The sequence below is a fragment of the Methylophaga sp. OBS3 genome (genome assembly GCF_026319325.1).
Lineage (GTDB): Bacteria > Pseudomonadota > Gammaproteobacteria > Nitrosococcales > Methylophagaceae > Methylophaga.
The window spans coordinates 17,868-33,852 of record NZ_JAPDMU010000003.1 but is presented as its reverse complement, the minus strand read 5'-3'; the positions used below and the strand labels follow the sequence as shown (position 1 = coordinate 33,852).

17 protein-coding genes and 1 tRNA gene are annotated in these 15,985 nt (G+C 43.5%); 13 read left to right on the top strand and 5 right to left on the bottom strand.

Annotated features, from left to right (window positions below; translation table 11 throughout):
• Positions 1-46: 46 nt before the first annotated feature.
• Positions 47-2,215, bottom strand: a complete 2,169-nt coding sequence (gene rnr, locus OMP94_RS06885) for a ribonuclease R (RefSeq protein ID WP_266277544.1) — start codon at positions 2,213-2,215, stop codon at positions 47-49.
• Between the two features lie 39 nt (positions 2,216-2,254).
• On the opposite strand from rnr, the gene OMP94_RS06880 reads away from it, so the two are divergent.
• The 4 genes from OMP94_RS06880 to coq7 all read left to right on the top strand — a co-directional run bounded on the left by OMP94_RS06880 (position 2,255) and on the right by coq7 (position 5,285).
• A tRNA-Leu gene (locus OMP94_RS06880) sits at positions 2,255-2,341 on the top strand.
• A 207-nt stretch (positions 2,342-2,548) separates the two neighbouring features.
• Positions 2,549-3,511, top strand: coding sequence for a chemotaxis protein (locus OMP94_RS06875; protein WP_266277543.1), 963 nt, complete (start codon positions 2,549-2,551; stop codon positions 3,509-3,511).
• An 86-nt stretch (positions 3,512-3,597) separates the two neighbouring features.
• On the top strand, positions 3,598-4,641 hold the full coding sequence (locus tag OMP94_RS06870) for a GGDEF domain-containing protein (protein ID WP_266277542.1): 1,044 nt from the start codon (positions 3,598-3,600) through the stop codon (positions 4,639-4,641).
• Complete coding sequence (gene coq7, locus OMP94_RS06865; RefSeq protein ID WP_416240449.1) at positions 4,638-5,285, top strand: 2-polyprenyl-3-methyl-6-methoxy-1,4-benzoquinone monooxygenase; 648 nt, start codon at positions 4,638-4,640, stop codon at positions 5,283-5,285. The genes OMP94_RS06870 and coq7 overlap by 4 nt, the downstream gene beginning before the upstream one ends.
• Before the next feature lie 3 nt (positions 5,286-5,288).
• On the opposite strand, the gene OMP94_RS06860 is transcribed toward coq7, so the two are convergent.
• Positions 5,289-5,594, bottom strand: a complete 306-nt coding sequence (locus tag OMP94_RS06860) for a PilZ domain-containing protein (protein WP_266277540.1) — start codon at positions 5,592-5,594, stop codon at positions 5,289-5,291.
• A 222-nt stretch (positions 5,595-5,816) separates the two neighbouring features.
• Between OMP94_RS06860 and OMP94_RS06855 the strand changes: the two genes are divergently transcribed.
• The 4 genes from OMP94_RS06855 to OMP94_RS06840 all read left to right on the top strand — a co-directional run bounded on the left by OMP94_RS06855 (position 5,817) and on the right by OMP94_RS06840 (position 8,893).
• On the top strand, positions 5,817-6,224 hold the full coding sequence (locus OMP94_RS06855; RefSeq protein ID WP_266277539.1) for a hypothetical protein: 408 nt from the start codon (positions 5,817-5,819) through the stop codon (positions 6,222-6,224).
• Between the two features lie 98 nt (positions 6,225-6,322).
• A complete protein-coding gene (locus OMP94_RS06850) occupies positions 6,323-7,561 on the top strand; it encodes a hypothetical protein (RefSeq protein WP_266277538.1) in 1,239 nt (412 codons plus the stop codon).
• Between the two features lie 58 nt (positions 7,562-7,619).
• A complete protein-coding gene (locus OMP94_RS06845; RefSeq protein WP_266277537.1) occupies positions 7,620-8,255 on the top strand; it encodes an MBL fold metallo-hydrolase in 636 nt (211 codons plus the stop codon).
• 5 nt (positions 8,256-8,260) lie between these two features.
• The gene (locus tag OMP94_RS06840; RefSeq protein ID WP_266277536.1) at positions 8,261-8,893 is read left to right on the top strand and encodes a carbonic anhydrase; all 633 of its coding nucleotides are present in this window, start codon (positions 8,261-8,263) and stop codon (positions 8,891-8,893) included.
• A 44-nt stretch (positions 8,894-8,937) separates the two neighbouring features.
• On the opposite strand, the gene OMP94_RS06835 is transcribed toward OMP94_RS06840, so the two are convergent.
• Complete coding sequence (locus OMP94_RS06835) at positions 8,938-9,507, bottom strand: outer membrane protein assembly factor BamE (RefSeq protein WP_266277535.1); 570 nt, start codon at positions 9,505-9,507, stop codon at positions 8,938-8,940.
• A 77-nt stretch (positions 9,508-9,584) separates the two neighbouring features.
• Here OMP94_RS06835 and fur point away from each other — a divergent pair, with 77 nt between their 5' ends.
• A complete protein-coding gene (gene fur / locus OMP94_RS06830; RefSeq protein WP_266277534.1) occupies positions 9,585-9,998 on the top strand; it encodes a ferric iron uptake transcriptional regulator in 414 nt (137 codons plus the stop codon).
• Positions 9,999-10,008: 10 nt separating this feature from the next.
• Here fur and recN read toward each other — a convergent pair whose 3' ends face one another.
• Both recN and OMP94_RS06820 read right to left on the bottom strand, forming a co-directional pair.
• Entirely contained in the window at positions 10,009-11,682 is a 1,674-nt protein-coding gene (recN, locus tag OMP94_RS06825) for a DNA repair protein RecN (protein WP_266277533.1), read from the bottom strand.
• A complete protein-coding gene (locus OMP94_RS06820) occupies positions 11,676-12,545 on the bottom strand; it encodes an NAD(+) kinase (protein ID WP_266277532.1) in 870 nt (289 codons plus the stop codon). The genes recN and OMP94_RS06820 overlap by 7 nt, the downstream gene beginning before the upstream one ends.
• A gap of 170 nt (positions 12,546-12,715) precedes the next feature.
• On the opposite strand from OMP94_RS06820, the gene ndk reads away from it, so the two are divergent.
• Genes ndk through OMP94_RS06800 form a run of 4 tightly spaced genes read left to right on the top strand, consistent with a single transcriptional unit; the run spans position 12,716 to position 15,982 of the window.
• Complete coding sequence (gene ndk / locus OMP94_RS06815) at positions 12,716-13,147, top strand: nucleoside-diphosphate kinase (protein ID WP_266277531.1); 432 nt, start codon at positions 12,716-12,718, stop codon at positions 13,145-13,147.
• Positions 13,148-13,164: 17 nt separating this feature from the next.
• A complete protein-coding gene (gene rlmN, locus OMP94_RS06810) occupies positions 13,165-14,271 on the top strand; it encodes a 23S rRNA (adenine(2503)-C(2))-methyltransferase RlmN (protein ID WP_266277530.1) in 1,107 nt (368 codons plus the stop codon).
• Entirely contained in the window at positions 14,268-15,023 is a 756-nt protein-coding gene (gene pilW / locus OMP94_RS06805; RefSeq protein ID WP_266277529.1) for a type IV pilus biogenesis/stability protein PilW, read from the top strand. Before rlmN ends, pilW begins: the two co-directional genes overlap by 4 nt.
• Positions 15,020-15,982: a RodZ domain-containing protein gene (locus tag OMP94_RS06800; protein WP_266277528.1), complete on the top strand. Its 963-nt coding sequence runs from the start codon at positions 15,020-15,022 to the stop codon at positions 15,980-15,982. Before pilW ends, OMP94_RS06800 begins: the two co-directional genes overlap by 4 nt.
• Positions 15,983-15,985 lie beyond the last annotated feature (3 nt).

The following is a 15,985-nucleotide window of genomic DNA, read 5'->3' as shown; positions in this document are numbered from 1 at the left end:
ATAATTGTACTGCCTTTCTGAGCGCGGTCAAGGAAAATCTGTCACATCATGCTAGCTCAAGGTCGATTTTTTTCTCATCAAGGTCGACGCGGACAACTTTCACTCTTAAAGCATCACCTAAACGATAGACTTTACGGGTTCTTTCACCCATGAGACGGTGACCAGCAGCATCGAATTGGTAATAGTCATTTTTCAATGAAGTGACGTGAATCAAACCTTCAATGTAGATATCGGTTAATTCAACAAATAAACCAAAGCCTGTTACGCCACTAATAATGCCTTCGTGTACTTCGCCAACACGTTCTTGCATAAATTCGCATTTGAGCCAGTCACTGACATCACGGGTTGCTTCATCGGCGCGGCGGCTGGCCATTGAACAGTGCTCACCGAGTTGCACCATTTCTTCATCCGAATATTGCCATGTCGCTTTTTTCTTTTTACTAATAGCGTGTTTCAATGCACGATGGACAAGTAAATCCGGATAACGGCGAATTGGGGAGGTGAAGTGAGCATAGGCCTCAAGTGCTAAACCAAAGTGACCAACGTTGTCAGGGCTATACACAGCTTGCTTCATACTGCGCAGCATAACAGTTTGTAATAAATGGCCATCTGGACGTTTACTCGCTGTTTTTAACAAAGAAGCATAGTGACGTGGCTCAGGTTCATCGCCACCACCTAAAAATAAGCCAAGTTCGCCTAAGAACTCACGTAATGCGGATAGCTTTTCTTCCGCGGGCGTTTCGTGAACACGATATAAAACCGGTAATTTGCTATTTAATAAGTATTTAGCTGCAGAGACATTTGCAGCAATCATAAACTCTTCAATTAAGCGGTGTGCATCATTACGTTGACGGGGTTCGATTGATGAGATTTTACGGTTTTCATCAAATAGGAACTGCGTTTCAGTCATTTCAAAATCAATGGCACCACGAGATTCTCTTGCATTAAGCATGATCTTGAATAGGGCATACATGTCTTCCAATCCCGGCAAGACATGTGCAAATTCATCTCTCAATGGACTCTCAGGAGTCTCCAGGATTTCAGCAACTTGCTCGTAAATAAGTCTCGCTTTGGAGTTCATCACGGCTTCATGGAATTTATAAGATTCCAGTTCACCCTGAGGATTTATCACCATTTCACAAACCATGCATAAGCGATCAACCTTAGGGTTGAGTGAGCAAAGTCCGTTCGATAATGCTTCAGGGAGCATCGGGATAACTTGGCTAGGGAAGTAAACCGAAGTTGCCCGGTCTTGTGCATCTTTATCTAATGCATCATCAGGTTTAACGTAGTAAGAAACATCGGCGATGGCAACCCACAATTTCCAGTTACCGTTTTTGAGTTTTTCTGCATAGACGGCATCATCAAAATCACGAGCATCGGCACCATCGATAGTCACCAGAGGGAGTTCGCGTAAGTCTAATCGACCTTCAATAGCTGCCTCTGGGATAAATTCACCAAAAGATTCAGCTTGTTTTAAAGCCTTGACTGACCATTCGTGTGGCAACTCAAAGCTGCGCAGAGCAATATCAATTTCCATACCGGGTGCCATATGGTCACCAAGTACATTAACGATTTTACCAAGCGGGGAGCGATGTTTATTGGGGTGTTCAGTGACGGCAGCTTCTACAATTTGGCCATCCTTAGCACCTAGTAAATCCTGTATTGGAATCAGTATATCCTGACTGATACGACGATTATGTGGCACTAAATAAAACATTCCAGCATCGTCGTGGAGACGACCAACAACTTTTTCATTGGCACGTTGGATAACCTCAACAATACTGCCTTCTTGACGACCCCGACGATCGGTACCTACAACACGGGCTAAAGCTCGGTCGCCATGAAGCACCACACGCATTTCACGTTCACTTAAAAATAAGTCTTCACCACCTTCATCGGGGATTAAGAAACCGAACCCATCTGGATGCCCCATGACACGGCCACTAATCAAATTCATTTTAGATACAACACCATAGGCGTTTTTACGGTTGCGCAGAATTTGACCGTCACGTTCCATCGCTCGTAACCGACGACGTAATGCTTCAACCTCTTCTTCACCTTTAATGCCAAGTTGGCGAGCAATATTCTTTTGACTTAATGGGGCTTTGTGGTCTTTAAGTAGTGCGAGGATAAGTTCTCGGCTGGCGATAGGGTTGTCGTATTTTTCGGCTTCACGTGCGGCGAAAGGGTCGTGCGGGTGTTCTTTAGTCATTGACAGTTATTATCTCAATCTATATAGTGCGCGCTTCTTGCCCAGGTGGCGGAATTGGTAGACGCGCTAGCTTCAGGTGCTAGTGTACTTATGTACGTGGGAGTTCGAGTCTCCCCCTGGGCACCATTCCGAATTATTTCTTCTTTAATACCCGACCCATTCTAACTGCTTTGGGATTTCAGGGTGTAGTTTTCTCTAAGAATATTGCTTGCTGAGACGATAGCCTTGCGCTATCTTGGTCTTAAGGCAGTCTTGCACTCAAGTTCTGCTTATTTTTGCCGTTAAATGGATTAACGGAAGCACGCCAATAACTACTAGCGTAAGAGAACTGCCATGGCATCTTTAATTGATTCGATTGATGAACGTACAAAGCTGGCAGGCACTAATCACCTTGAGGTGCTTTTATTTAGTCTTGGCACCAACGATGAAACAGGTCGTAATGAGCTCTTTGGCATTAACGTCTTTAAAGTCAGAGAAGTTCTTAATGTGCCAGAAATTACTAGCGCACCAGAAATGCCCGAAGGTATTGAAGGCTTTGTAAGCCTGCGTGGTGATATGGTCCCAATTATTAATTTGCAAAAATTTTGTAAGTTAAACGCCAAAGAAAAACCGTCAATTTTGATGATCACTGAGTACAACACACATGTACAAGGTTTTCTTGTCTCTGCGGTTGATACCATTCAGCGACTAAGTTGGCAGCAAGTTAAAGAGCCGCCAGCACTATTGTCAAAGCGCCTTGGTGGTTTAGTTACTGCTGTGGCCGAGTTATCTGATAATCGTTTAGTTATGATCATGGACGTTGAAAAGATCTTGGCTGATGCCGGTGGTTTTTATGACGACAGTGTTTTTGAGGGTATTGATAAAATTGAAAATGCTGGCAAATATAAAGTGTTATTTGCAGATGACTCCGCAGTTGCTAGAAAACAAGTTGCCCAAACTTTAGATAGATTAGGTGTACACCATGTCAGTGTGATTAATGGCGCTGAAGCATGGAAAGCGCTTGATAAAATTGCCACGCAATGTGAGCGTGAAGGTAGAAAAATCGATAGTGAAATCAGTGTTGTGCTGACGGATGTTGAAATGCCAGAGATGGATGGTTACGTTTTAACGCAAAAAATTAAAGCTGATCCGCGGATGGCACATTTACCCGTTATTATGCATTCATCGCTAACTGCGGTTGCAAATCAGGCGATGGGGCGCGGCATAGGCTCTGATGCATATGTTTCAAAATTTCAGCCCCATGAACTGGCAAGCACTCTCAAACAAATTCTGAATAAAAAAGTGAGTGTCAACTGAGTAGTATTCAGAAGTGTAGCTGAAACAGGCAGTAATACAGTTACATAACAATATTAGTCTGATGCTATATCTATGGATAACCTGGAATGCAGCACCTTCATAACAGTAATCAAATAATCGATAATCTGGCCGAATTTACCGGCCATCAAGATCGTGATGTATTAGAAGAAAGTCTGCTTAAAACGCTTAACGAACTGTTTCCGGCTCATAGTCTGGATATTCTGCAGGTGAATAGGCTTGAGAAAAGCCAAGAAGCCAAGGACTTGGTTGCCCCAGCAAAGGCCCACAGTAAGTTTGATAATGAGTCGCCTGAGTTGAAATCGCTCATTAGATCAGCAATTGACGACCGTGAAATTAAGCAATACTGCGATAAACAAGGTGAATTTTTTACCATTATTCCTGCGCTTGACAGTCAAGGGGGGATTTTGGCGATTTTGTTACACCGTTTCCACGAAAAGTTGTCTGATAGTGACCAAAGGCTCGTTTCTGGGTTATTGAAGGTCTATGCTAATTACCTCGGGCTGATTAATAAAACCCAACGCGATAAATTGACCAGTCTCTTTAATAGAGAGACGCTGGATCAACAAATTTCGCAAGTACTTAATAATCAGCGTAATAACTTTTTGGATAAAAGCGTTGAGCCTCAGGACTCGCGGCGTCATGCTGCTACCAAAGACTGGCTAGGCATCATTGATATCGATTACTTTAAGCAAATAAATGATAACTATGGTCATTTATATGGGGATGAAGTGATCATTCTCGTCTCAAGACTTATGACCTCTGGTGTGTTGCGAGATAATGATCTGGTGTTTCGTTTTGGGGGAGAAGAGTTTGTTGTTCTTCTTAAATCGGCCGGTGAAGCGGATGCATTTATGGCTTTTGAGCGACTTAGGTTAATTGTGGCTAACCAAACATTCCCTCAGCTGGATCAAATTACGATTAGCATTGGCTTTGTTGAAGTGGCGCTGCAATCCTCGACTGCGGATGTTATCGGTCAGGCTGATAATGCCTTGTATTACGCTAAACAAAATGGTCGTAACCAGGTACACAGTTATCATAGCCTTGTATCTGAGGGTAAAATTACCGAATCGCGCTCATCCGCCCATGACAACGATGTTGAATTATTTTGACTATGCAAAGACAGACTGACTTTCAGGATGCCGTGATTTTGGCATTCGACAAGGCGTTAACAACAATCTGGGGAAACCCAAAAGGCAGTGGGCGCAAAAATCCGGCATTGAAAATACCGGAAGCGGAGCTTACTGATAAACAACGTCGTCATCATGCGGCATTGATGCGTATTAATCATGCGGGTGAGGTGTCTGCGCAAGCTTTATATCAAGGCCAAGCGTTAACCGCTAAGTTGCCTGAAGTGCGTGAAACCATGCAACAAGCGGCAATGGAAGAAAATGATCATTTAGTTTGGTGTCAACAACGCTTGACTGCATTAGATGGTCATCGAAGTGTTTTAAATCCACTTTGGTATGTCGGCTCATTTGCTCTTGGTGCGGTTGCCGGTAAAGCAGGTGATAAATGGAGTCTTGGATTTGTCGCCGAAACCGAGAAACAAGTTGAGGCCCATTTAGCAGATCATCTTGACCAATTAGATGACAGTGACAAGGCAAGTCGTGCGGTTTTAAAACAAATGCAGGTTGATGAGATACATCATGGGGAACAGGCGGTAAATGCCGGTGGTGCGGAATTACCTTTGCCTGTACAAAAATTGATGACTGTCGTCTCTAAGGTGATGACCCGCAGCAGTTACTGGCTGTAAAACTTAACTTAGATTAGAAAAAACGACCGATACGGTAAAGTGTTGTTCTTCCTCTGATGCTGCCTCAACACGCTTCACTTTACCTTCAGCAACTAATGGCGATATTTGCGGGTGTTGACTGTGTATGACAATCTGCAAAAGTTCATCAGACAATAGTGACTCTGTTGTCGTGAACCTGACACCACTGGCGCTAAGATCTAATGTTTTTGCTTTATATAGCGTTGTTCCACCCTCGCGGCGAAACTGTAACTGACTTTCCAACTGCATTCGTTGAAATTGTCGCTTTTCTTCATGTTCCCTGCCAGCCATCGAGGCCTCCTGCAAGAAGGTTATTAAGCTTTTTAGTTAAGCCTATGCTAATTCGATGTATTGCGTCTAGATAATGATTCAATTGGTTCAATATTAGCTATGCATTAGATGATTTAGCTGCGATTGTTTGGTTAGTTACTTTAGGATATAGGTAAGAAAATTCACTTAAATATTTACTAAATAAAGCCGCTAATAAGGTTATGAGGATTATTGGAGCTTAAGATGAGAAAACTGTTTTGGTTTGCAATAACGGTCGCCAGTCTTTATGCATCGGTACAGGCAATGACGTTACCGCCAGTGCCTACAGAGCCAATTTACTTCGAGCCACCTATCGCTAAACCATCAGATAATCAGCGTCAGTATGATTGTTATGAATTAGATAGTGCGATTAATGCATTGCATCCCTATCGGTATAGCTACAAACCCAATTTCTATCATGACAATACCAACAAAGTAGCAACGACATTAATTGCAGTTGATAGCATTCCAATTGTGGAAGGATGGCTTGGCATTGGCTATTTAGCTTATTCATCTTTGGTTGAAGAAAAAGAGTCACGAAGAATGCAAAATGTAGAGCAGCAAATTGCCATGCTTCAACGTCTTAAGGCCCAACAGCTATGTTTTGAATAGGTGACAATAACGGACTTATTCCATGTCTTTTTCTTGTTATATGGATTCAATCTAGGGTACTATCAAATTGAAAAAAACTACCCGGAGAGGTAATCGTTATGAGTAGCACAATAGATATCAAATCAAAGTGGTACGCTAACAATCAAGAGACAAGCAGCATCCGTGACACGTGGCAGAAGGCGAATGCAATGCGAGAGAATATGAAAAAAGTCCCTTGGTATAAAGCGAATAGCCAGAAAACTCAGCATCAAGGTACGCCTTGGTACAGAGCTAATATGGTTAAGCATTTAGATACTAAGAAAAAATGGTATGAAGCTAACCTTCGTAATGCGGTCGAAAGTGTCCGTGCAACGCGTAAATGGTACGAAGCTAATCTCGTTAGCTCACCAGTTAAATCACATTGGTTTGACTATCGTGAAAAGGGACATACTGACGCCAAACGTATGTGGCAGTTAGAGAGCTTACGCCAAGCTCGGGAAAACCGTGCTAAGTGGTATGAAGCAAACCTTGATTCAACACCAACCAATAAACATTGGTATGAGTTTAGTGATGAAAAATCTGCCGCTAAACGTAAATGGTACGAAGCAAACTTGTCACAAGCTCGCATGAGCCATCAAAAATGGTATGAAGCTAACCTACACCCAAACCCTCACGCTGATATCAAACTAAAATGGTATGAAGCGAATTTGTCTCTGACACGTATGCGTCAGGTTGAGCGGGATTGGTTTGCCTACAATACGAAAATTGCTCGTGAAAAAGGCAAATGGTACGAAGCCAACTTGCGCCCAACTGCACCGGTTGAAACTCCATGGTACGAAGCAAACCTCGTTCAGCACTTAGATACTAAGAAAAAGTGGTACGAAGCAAACCTTCGTTCAGCACTTGATAGTGTCCGTGCGACACGCAGCAAATGGTATGAGGCGAATTTAGATAACACGCCAACAAGCCATCACTGGTACGAGTTTAAAGAAGCAGGTGATACTGATTGGAAAAAACGTTTCCAAGCAGAAAACATCGAAAAAGTTCGCAGTCAAACGCGTAAATGGTATGAAGCGAATCTGGACGATAAACCTACCGATAAACACTGGTATGAGTTTAGTGATGAGAAAACAGCTGCGAAACGTAAATGGTACGAAGCTAACCTCTACCAAGCTCGAATCAGTCATCAGAAATGGTATGAAGCAAATCTGCACCCAGATCCTCATGCCGATCTGAAGAAAAAATGGTACGAAGCTAACCTTAACTTGGCTCGCACGCAGAGCGTCAAACGTAAATGGTTTGAAAATAATATGCGCGTTGCTCGTGAAAGCCGGAGTAAGTGGGATAACCAAGACTAGAGATAGAGTCTTTTAGCGTTTAATTGGGGTGCTGGCGGTAAACATTGAAGAGTAAATAATGCAGGTACAATGTTTTACCGTCGGCGCCTTTCGCGTTAACACCTATCTCGTAACTGACCCAAGCACTAATCAATCTGCCATTATTGATACTGGCGAATCTGATGAGTTAATGCGTCAGTTAATCGCTTTACGTCCTATCCCTGATATCAAAATGATTTTGCTGACCCATGGGCATTTAGACCATGCGGGGGCACTAACAATGCTACAAGAGCATTTTGATGTGCCGACCTATCTACCTAAACTTGAACAACCTTTATTTGCGACTTTGCCTAAACAAGGTGATTGGTTTGGAGAGCCAGCATTTAATCGGCCTTGTGGTCGCATTGATCATTTTTTAGATGATGGGGATATTGTTCAACTGGGCGAGACTGAACTAAAATTTATTTCGACCCCAGGGCATACGCCAGGGCAGGGTTGTTATTATGATGACCAAGATATTTTTGTCGGCGACACATTGTTTGCTGGCAGTATCGGCCGTTATGACTTGCCGATGGGAGATGCGGCAGTGACACAAGAGAGCTTGAAAAAGCTAATGACATTACCCGGTCATTTACGTGTTCATAGTGGTCATGGTCCTGTAACAACACTTTCAAAAGAATTAGAAACGAATCCCTATCTGCATTTTTTAAGGTAATGACAATGGCAAAAACAGATGTGTTAATTGAGGGTTTTGAGCGTTTCAAAGCGCGTTATTTTGGGGATGATCAAGGTTTATACGACAGTATGAAAACTGGTCAACCAGCAAAAACCTTGATGGTTGCTTGCTGTGACTCCCGTGTTGATCCAGCAATTTTGACTGATTGTGATCCAGGTGACTTATTTACAGTGCGTAACGTCGCTAATCTCGTACCACCATGTGAAAACGATCAACATCATCATGGTACGAGTTCCGCGATTGAGTTTGCGGTTAAAGGTTTAGGCGTTGAAAACATCATCGTTATGGGACATGCCAACTGTGGTGGTATCAAAGGCCTTTGGGAAAGCGAAGATCTTAATGACTCACAATTTATTCATCGTTGGGTGTCGATTGCTCAAGAAGCTAAGGAGTGGGTGAAATCTAATCATGCTGACCAAAGTGATGCTGTACAATTAAAAGCGTGTGAGCAGCGGGCTGTATTGGTTTCGTTGCAAAACCTGCTTGGCTTTGATTTTGTAAAAGAACGCGTTGAAAGTGGTTCTATTACGCTGCATGGATGGTATTTTGATCTAACGGCTGGTGAGTTATTAAGTTATAACCCAACTACAGATAAGTTTGAAAATACCCTAGATTAAATAAAAATGCCGCTGAAAAGCGGCATTTTTTTATTCAATATTTTTTACTCTGTTCCAGGTGGGATATCATCATCCATCATCGGGTCAGATTCACTTGGTAATGATTCTGCCTGTTTTTCAAGTGCGGGATCAACTTCCTCGTTATCTTCAATAATGTCAGCCTCATCGTCACCAAAACCAATCATATTCAGCAAGCCACCGAAAAAGCTGGTTTTGCGTTCAGTTAAAGGAACAACGATATTTGTTTCGGTGCGATCTTCTTCAGCAAGTTCAATTCTTTCGACAGTACGCGTATTACCATCGATGTAATCAAGCTTTTCCTCATTATCAAAGTAAAGTGTGATACGACGCTGTTGGCGATCACCATTACCCGGTTGGTAGCTGTACAGATAATCCCAACGATTCGGGTGGAATGTGTCAATAATCAGCGGGGTACCCATAACAAAGTTGACCTGGCTTTTCGTCATGCCTGGTTCAAGTTTGGCAAGCATTTCTTGCGTCACTTCATTACCTTGCTGGATATCAATGCGATAAACGCCAGGGATTTTATCTTTGCTACAGCCACTGAGCACAAGAATCATTAGCGAAAGGCTATAAATAACGAGGCTTTTCATTTAGTATTTCAATCTGTGTTGATGACCAAAATGCGATGATACTCTATTCGCGCAATTTCTACGAGGCAACAAACATAATGGAAAGTCAGGATTTACGAAAAGCCGGCCTAAAAGTAACGCTACCGCGACTTAAAGTGCTGGAAATCATGGAACACTCGGCACAGCGCCACATGAGCGCCGAAGATGTCTATAAAGCATTACTGGAGCTGGGGGAGGAAATTGGCCTAGCGACGGTTTATCGTGTACTGACCCAATTCGAAGGTGCAGGTCTGGTATCTCGACTGAGCATTGAAGGTGGTCATGCTGTATTCGAACTTGAAGATGGTGACCATCACGATCATATGTTTTGCGTGAAGTGCAATAAAATTGAAGAGTTTTACGACGAAATGATCGAGCAACGCCAAAAAGTCATCGCTAAAGAAAATGGCTTTGAGATGACCGATCATAGTTTGTATATCTACGGCATTTGCAAAAACTGCCAAAAGAGCTAGTTAAAACGTATTAGGGATGCACTTGACCTAGCATTTCTTCGGCATGAAGTCGGGTCGTTTGGGTCAATTGCATACCACCTAACATGCGCGCAATTTCTTCAATACGCTCTGAATGATCTAATTCAGCAATTTCAATATGGGTATTATCAGCAGTGAGTTTTTTACTAACTTGTAATTGTTGATGCGCCTGCGCAGCAACTTGTGGCAAATGGGTAACACAAATCACTTGTTGGCTACTGGCCAATAAACGAAGATGCTGACCAACAATTTCTGCCACACCACCACCAATGCCGACATCGACTTCGTCAAAAATGAGTGTTGGTACTGTTCGTTGGCCTGCAGTCACTACTTGTATCGCTAAACTGATACGCGCTAATTCACCACCTGACGCAATTTTTGCTAAATCACCAGCAGGTTGACCTGGGTTAGTTGTCACTTTTAATTGCACATGATCAGCACCATGCTCGGCAAACTCACCATCAGCGTATGGTGTGATGACAAATTCGACTTTACCCGCTGGCATTGCCAGTTGTTGGATGGAGCTCGTAATTTGCTTAGATAAATCGCTAATGCATTGTTGCCGGTTTTGACGAATTTGTTGGCACACCGCTAAACATGCCTCACGACCAGCAGCTACCTGTTGTTCTATTGCTTCTAAGTTTTGGCTAGCCGATGAAAGCTGCGCCAGCTCGTCTGACAGGGCTTGAAAGTGATCTGGTAGCTGTTCGATATCAACATGATGTTTACGTGCCAAATCATGAAGCTGTGAAAGTTCTTGCTCAACATCTTCTAAACGTTGCGGGTCAAGCTCACTATGGTCTAAATAATGTCGCAAGCTGCTTGCTGATTCATCTAGATTGATAAGCGCACTATTAAGCGTTTCAACAATGTTGGTAAAACGCGGTTCAACATCTTGAAGTTTTTCCAAGTCTCTAACGGCAATGCCGATTAAGTCATAAGCAGCACCATCTTCTTGGTCAAAAATGGTCTGCAATGCATTCTCGCTGCTTTGCATCAGTTCAGCGGCATTGGCGAGCTGTTGCTGTTGTTGCAGACAATCTTGGATTTTGTCATTGGTTAAAGCGAAAGCAGCCATTTCATCAACTTGGTAAGCAAGCAACTCTTGCCTTGCTTGGCCTTGGTTGGCCTGTTCTTTTAAAGCAGCAAGTTGCTGCTGATTTTGCTGCCATTCACGATAATGTTGGCGTAATTGTTTTAATAGCGATCTATTGCCAGCAACAATATCGACTAATTCTCGCTGTGTTTCAGGGCGCAGGAGCGATTGGTGTGCGTGTTGACCATGAATGTCGATACTTAACTCACCCACCTGCTTTAATTGGCTGAGTGTAACTTGACGGCCGTTGATATAGCCTTTTGATCTGCCATCACGACTGATAGTGCGACGCAGATGACATTGTTCGTCATCATCTAGCTCATTATCTGTTAACCAATCGGAGAGTGCTGGATTGGCGCTAATATCAAATGCTGCTTCAATTTCAGCCCGCTCAGCACCTTGGCGAACCATATTAGAATCGGCGCGATCACCTAAAACTAGGCCAAGCGCATCTACTAACATTGATTTTCCCGCGCCAGTTTCACCCGTCAAAGACGTCATGCCGGGCTTGAGTTGCAAGGAAATATCTTCTACTACCGCCAAATGGCGAACGCTTAGCCGAATTAGCATGTTAGTTTGCGACCCCACTCCAACTTGGCACGTAAAATTGAATAATGATCATGATCTTCAAGATGCAAAAGATCGACACGGTTTGCATGTCTTTGAATGCGAATGGTGTCCCCAGGTTGCAGTAAATGGCCGGGACGCCCATCGCAGGTAACCATTGCTGTCGTTTGATTATTTTCACTGATTTTAATATCAATGACACTATTGGCAGAGACAACTAATGGACGGTTGCTCAAAGTATGTGGACATACTGAGGCAATAACTAATGCATCAAGATCAACATCTAAAATAGGACCACCAGCAGACATCGCATAGGCTGTTGAACCAGTCGGGGTGGCGATCACAACGCCATCAGCTCGCTGACTATTAAGAAACCGGCCATTAATATGGGTTTCAAACTCAATCATGTGCAGACTTTGATGACAGTGAATAACCACGTCATTCATGGCAATACTAAGCGGCTCTGACTTGCCATTGTGATGGGCCTGAAGCATATATCGCTGATCTTTACGATATTGGCCATCCAGAATACGACCCAGTTGGACTTGCAAGTCTTTTAAGGTGACATCCGCAAGAAATCCTAAACGACCGACATTAATTCCAACGATAGGCAATTCACTACCCGCCAATGCACGTGCTGCTGACAACATTGTGCCATCACCACCAATAGCAATGGTGAGATCGCATGCGGATGCAAAGTCAGCAATCGAAGTAACCGGCAATTCGGGCAAAAAAGCGAGTGGTTCGTTGCAACAAACCTGCAAATTTCGCGCATGCAGCAGTTCGTTGACCTCAATGACGGCAGATTCCATCACAGGATCATCTTTACGAATAAACAGGCCTATGCGCTTAAAAGGGGTATTCATGAATTGATTAAATGCCAATGTTTCTCAATATTTGCTGATGGTAATGGTTTTGTCACTAAATCCAAAGCAAAATCCCTGTATTACTGATTGATTCATGACGCTACCAACAAGCTGTACTTAAGATGCTAGAATATGTCGGTTTAACACAACTTTATCAATGAGGATCAATAATGGCGATTGAACGTACTTTGTCTATCATCAAACCAGACGCAGTAGCAAAAAATGTGATTGGTGAAATTTATTCACGTTTCGAAAAAGCGGGCCTGTCTGTAGTTGCTGCACGCATGGTTCACCTGTCACAAGACCAAGCAGAAGGCTTTTACGCAGAACACAAAGAACGTCCATTCTTTGGTGATCTGGTTAGTTTTATGACTTCTGGTCCTGTCATGATTCAGGTTCTGGAAGGTGATGACGCCGTTATCAAAAACCGTGATCTGATGGGCGCAACAAATCCTAAGGAAGCTGCCGCAGGCACTATCCGTGCTGATTTTGCGCAAAGCATCGATGAAAACGCAGTCCACGGTTCTGACTCAACAACTAGCGCAGCTCGTGAAGTTGCTTACTTCTTTACAGAAGATCAACTTTGCTCACGTACTCGCTAAGCGATAAGTAAACGTCCATGACAACTGACCGTACCAATCTATTGGGGCTTGATTTACAAGCCATGGAAGCGTTTTTCGTCGAAATCGGCGAAAAGCCTTTCCGTGCGCGTCAGTTGTTACAATGGATACATCAGTATCAAATCACTGATTTTGCGGAGATGAGTAACCTCAGCAAAGCATTACGCGAAAAACTGGCAGCCATTGCAGAAATTCGTGTGCCAGAAGTCATGCATGAGCATATCTCTGCGGATGGAACGCGCAAATGGGTTATCAGAATGGATGGCAATAATGCCATTGAGACTGTGTTTATCCCCGAAGCAGGGCGGGGCACGCTATGTGTCTCATCACAGGTCGGCTGTGCGCTGACATGTACTTTTTGCTCTACAGCACAACAAGGCTTTAATCGTAATTTAACGGCTGCTGAAATCGTGGCGCAATTATGGATTGCGAACCGTGCATTGAATAAAGATCCCAAGGGAAACCGTGTCGTCACTAACGTGGTGATGATGGGGATGGGCGAACCACTGGCTAACTATGCCAATGTTGTTAGCGCGATGAATTTAATGCGTGATGATTACGGCTATGGCATTTCGTGGCGCCGAGTGACATTGAGCACCTCGGGCATGGTGCCAATGATTGACAAGCTAAAACAGGACTGTCCGGTCAGCTTAGCAATTTCATTACATGCTGCTAATGATGAATTGCGCAGTCAGATTATTCCCCTTAATGACAAATATCCGATTGCTGAACTATTAGCCGCTTGCAAACGTTATGTTGAAGGTGGTCAGCAACGTCGCCATATCACGGTGGAGTATGTGATGCTGGCTGGTATTAACGACTCTGCCCAGGATGCAAAAGATTTAATTCGCATTCTCAAAGACTTACCAACCAAAATTAACCTGATTCCGTTTAATCCCTTTCCGGGAACGGATTACCGTTGTTCATCACGAAATGTGATCGAGAAGTTCAAACAGCAACTGATGGATGCTGGCCTGGTTGTCACCGTGCGTAAAACGCGTGGGGATGATATTGTGGCTGCATGTGGTCAGTTGGCTGGTGAAGTGAAAGACAAAACCCGCCGCAGCCAACGTTTAGCCGAACAGGAAGTGGTTTTCGTCAAATGAGAGTTCAGCGATATTTTTGGGTATTACTGTTTTCAATTTCTTTAACTGCCTGCGCTGGTAACCGGACGTCAAGTTCCGGGGGGAGTGAGGCCGCAGAAATTAATATGCGTTTGGGTATTAATTATATGCAGCGTGGTGATTACAAGTTTGCGCTAGAAAAGCTTGAAAAAGCTTTGCAGCAAGATCCAAACTTAGCCAGTGCACACAACACCATAGCGTTGTTGTATCAACGACTTGATGAAAACGATAAAGCGGAAAAACATTTCAAAAAAGCTGTCGCTCTAGAGCCGGATTATTCAGAAGCACAAAATAACTACGGTGTTTATCTATGCCAGCAGCAACGCTATGACGAAGCAGAGGCTAAATTCCTATTAGCTGTTGAAAATCCTTTATACCTTAGTGTCGCTCAAGCCTACGAGAATGCTGGGTTATGTGCGTTACAAAAACCTGACCTTGCTAAAGCAGAAGGCTATTTTCGACGCGCACTTCAATACCAGCCAACACTAGGTAAATCTTTGTTACGCATGGCTGAAATCAGCTATGAGCAACAAAATTACTTACAAGCACGTGGATACATTCAACGTTTCCACAGTGCTGCGACTTGGACGCCCCGTGCTTTATTAACTGGCATTAAGATCGAAAACAAGTTGGGTGATGAAGATGCCGTTGCGAGCTATGTTTTGATTTTGCGCTCGCGATTCCCAGATTCTGATGAAATGCAAATGGTCAACCAAGGTATCGCAAATCTATGAGTGCAGTGAACGACGAAAGCGATAATTCAGCAATGTTCCCGACAACTGGTATCGGGCTAAAACTGCAACAAGCACGTGAACAAAAGAAGTTAACCATTGCCGAAGTTGCAACCCAATTGCGATTCACGCGAGCCACTATCGATCATCTTGAGCAAGAAGATTGGGAAAAATTACACAGTCGTACCTATGCACGTGGTTATTTATTGAACTATGTGAAGTTTTTAGGGCTACCGAGTGATGAAATGCTCGCCATGTTTAACGAACAATATGGTGAAGTTGAACGGCCAACTGATTTATTAATGACCAAAACACTCCCTGACGATAAAGGATTTCCATGGGGCGGTGGTTTATTGGTTATCGTCGCTATTATTATCGCTCTCGTTGTTTATCAGCTTTGGTCAACACCTGTAACCGAGGTTGAGCAAGCGGCAACTGGCATCAATAGTGACAATATGGTTGTCGAACCGGACCTTGCTTATGACGACGATGGCATTCGAGCAAATCCAACTAATGCTCAGGAAACGCGTGATGTCAGTAAGTTAGATAATAACGTTACGGCACCGCTACGAATTGAGTCGATGCCTGCTGAAATGGCGAGTAGTGAGCAAGAAAACTTAACTGCGCCGGTTGACCCTGTTGAAGTGAATGATGCTGAAACCGTAGCTGTCAGCCCTGAAACTTTATCAATCGAAGATGAGTCAGGCAATACGCTTAACAGTGGTGAAGCTACATTAACATTAGTGGTCACAGAACCTTCTTGGATCGAAGTTAAAGACAATGGTGGCAATACCCTCATCAGTCGTGTTCTTGACCAAGAAACCATAGAACTTATTGGGCCTATCCCATTTTCAGTACGCATCGGTAATGTCGGTGGAACAGCATTGCGATTTAATAATACGCCTGTTGACTTGGCAGAATTTCGCGTAAAAAATGTCGCCCGACTAACGCTTGGAGACTAGTTA

Coding starts and splice junctions, on each gene's coding strand:
- rnr (WP_266277544.1), bottom strand. CDS start 2,215: ATGACTAAAGAACACCCGCACGACCCTTTCGCCGCACGTGAAGCCGAA.
- OMP94_RS06875 (WP_266277543.1), top strand. CDS start 2,549: ATGGCATCTTTAATTGATTCGATTGATGAACGTACAAAGCTGGCAGGC.
- OMP94_RS06870 (WP_266277542.1), top strand. CDS start 3,598: ATGCAGCACCTTCATAACAGTAATCAAATAATCGATAATCTGGCCGAA.
- OMP94_RS06860 (WP_266277540.1), bottom strand. CDS start 5,594: ATGGCTGGCAGGGAACATGAAGAAAAGCGACAATTTCAACGAATGCAG.
- OMP94_RS06855 (WP_266277539.1), top strand. CDS start 5,817: ATGAGAAAACTGTTTTGGTTTGCAATAACGGTCGCCAGTCTTTATGCA.
- OMP94_RS06850 (WP_266277538.1), top strand. CDS start 6,323: ATGAGTAGCACAATAGATATCAAATCAAAGTGGTACGCTAACAATCAA.
- OMP94_RS06845 (WP_266277537.1), top strand. CDS start 7,620: ATGCAGGTACAATGTTTTACCGTCGGCGCCTTTCGCGTTAACACCTAT.
- OMP94_RS06840 (WP_266277536.1), top strand. CDS start 8,261: ATGGCAAAAACAGATGTGTTAATTGAGGGTTTTGAGCGTTTCAAAGCG.
- OMP94_RS06835 (WP_266277535.1), bottom strand. CDS start 9,507: ATGAAAAGCCTCGTTATTTATAGCCTTTCGCTAATGATTCTTGTGCTC.
- fur (WP_266277534.1), top strand. CDS start 9,585: ATGGAAAGTCAGGATTTACGAAAAGCCGGCCTAAAAGTAACGCTACCG.
- recN (WP_266277533.1), bottom strand. CDS start 11,682: ATGCTAATTCGGCTAAGCGTTCGCCATTTGGCGGTAGTAGAAGATATT.
- OMP94_RS06820 (WP_266277532.1), bottom strand. CDS start 12,545: ATGAATACCCCTTTTAAGCGCATAGGCCTGTTTATTCGTAAAGATGAT.
- ndk (WP_266277531.1), top strand. CDS start 12,716: ATGGCGATTGAACGTACTTTGTCTATCATCAAACCAGACGCAGTAGCA.
- rlmN (WP_266277530.1), top strand. CDS start 13,165: ATGACAACTGACCGTACCAATCTATTGGGGCTTGATTTACAAGCCATG.
- pilW (WP_266277529.1), top strand. CDS start 14,268: ATGAGAGTTCAGCGATATTTTTGGGTATTACTGTTTTCAATTTCTTTA.
- OMP94_RS06800 (WP_266277528.1), top strand. CDS start 15,020: ATGAGTGCAGTGAACGACGAAAGCGATAATTCAGCAATGTTCCCGACA.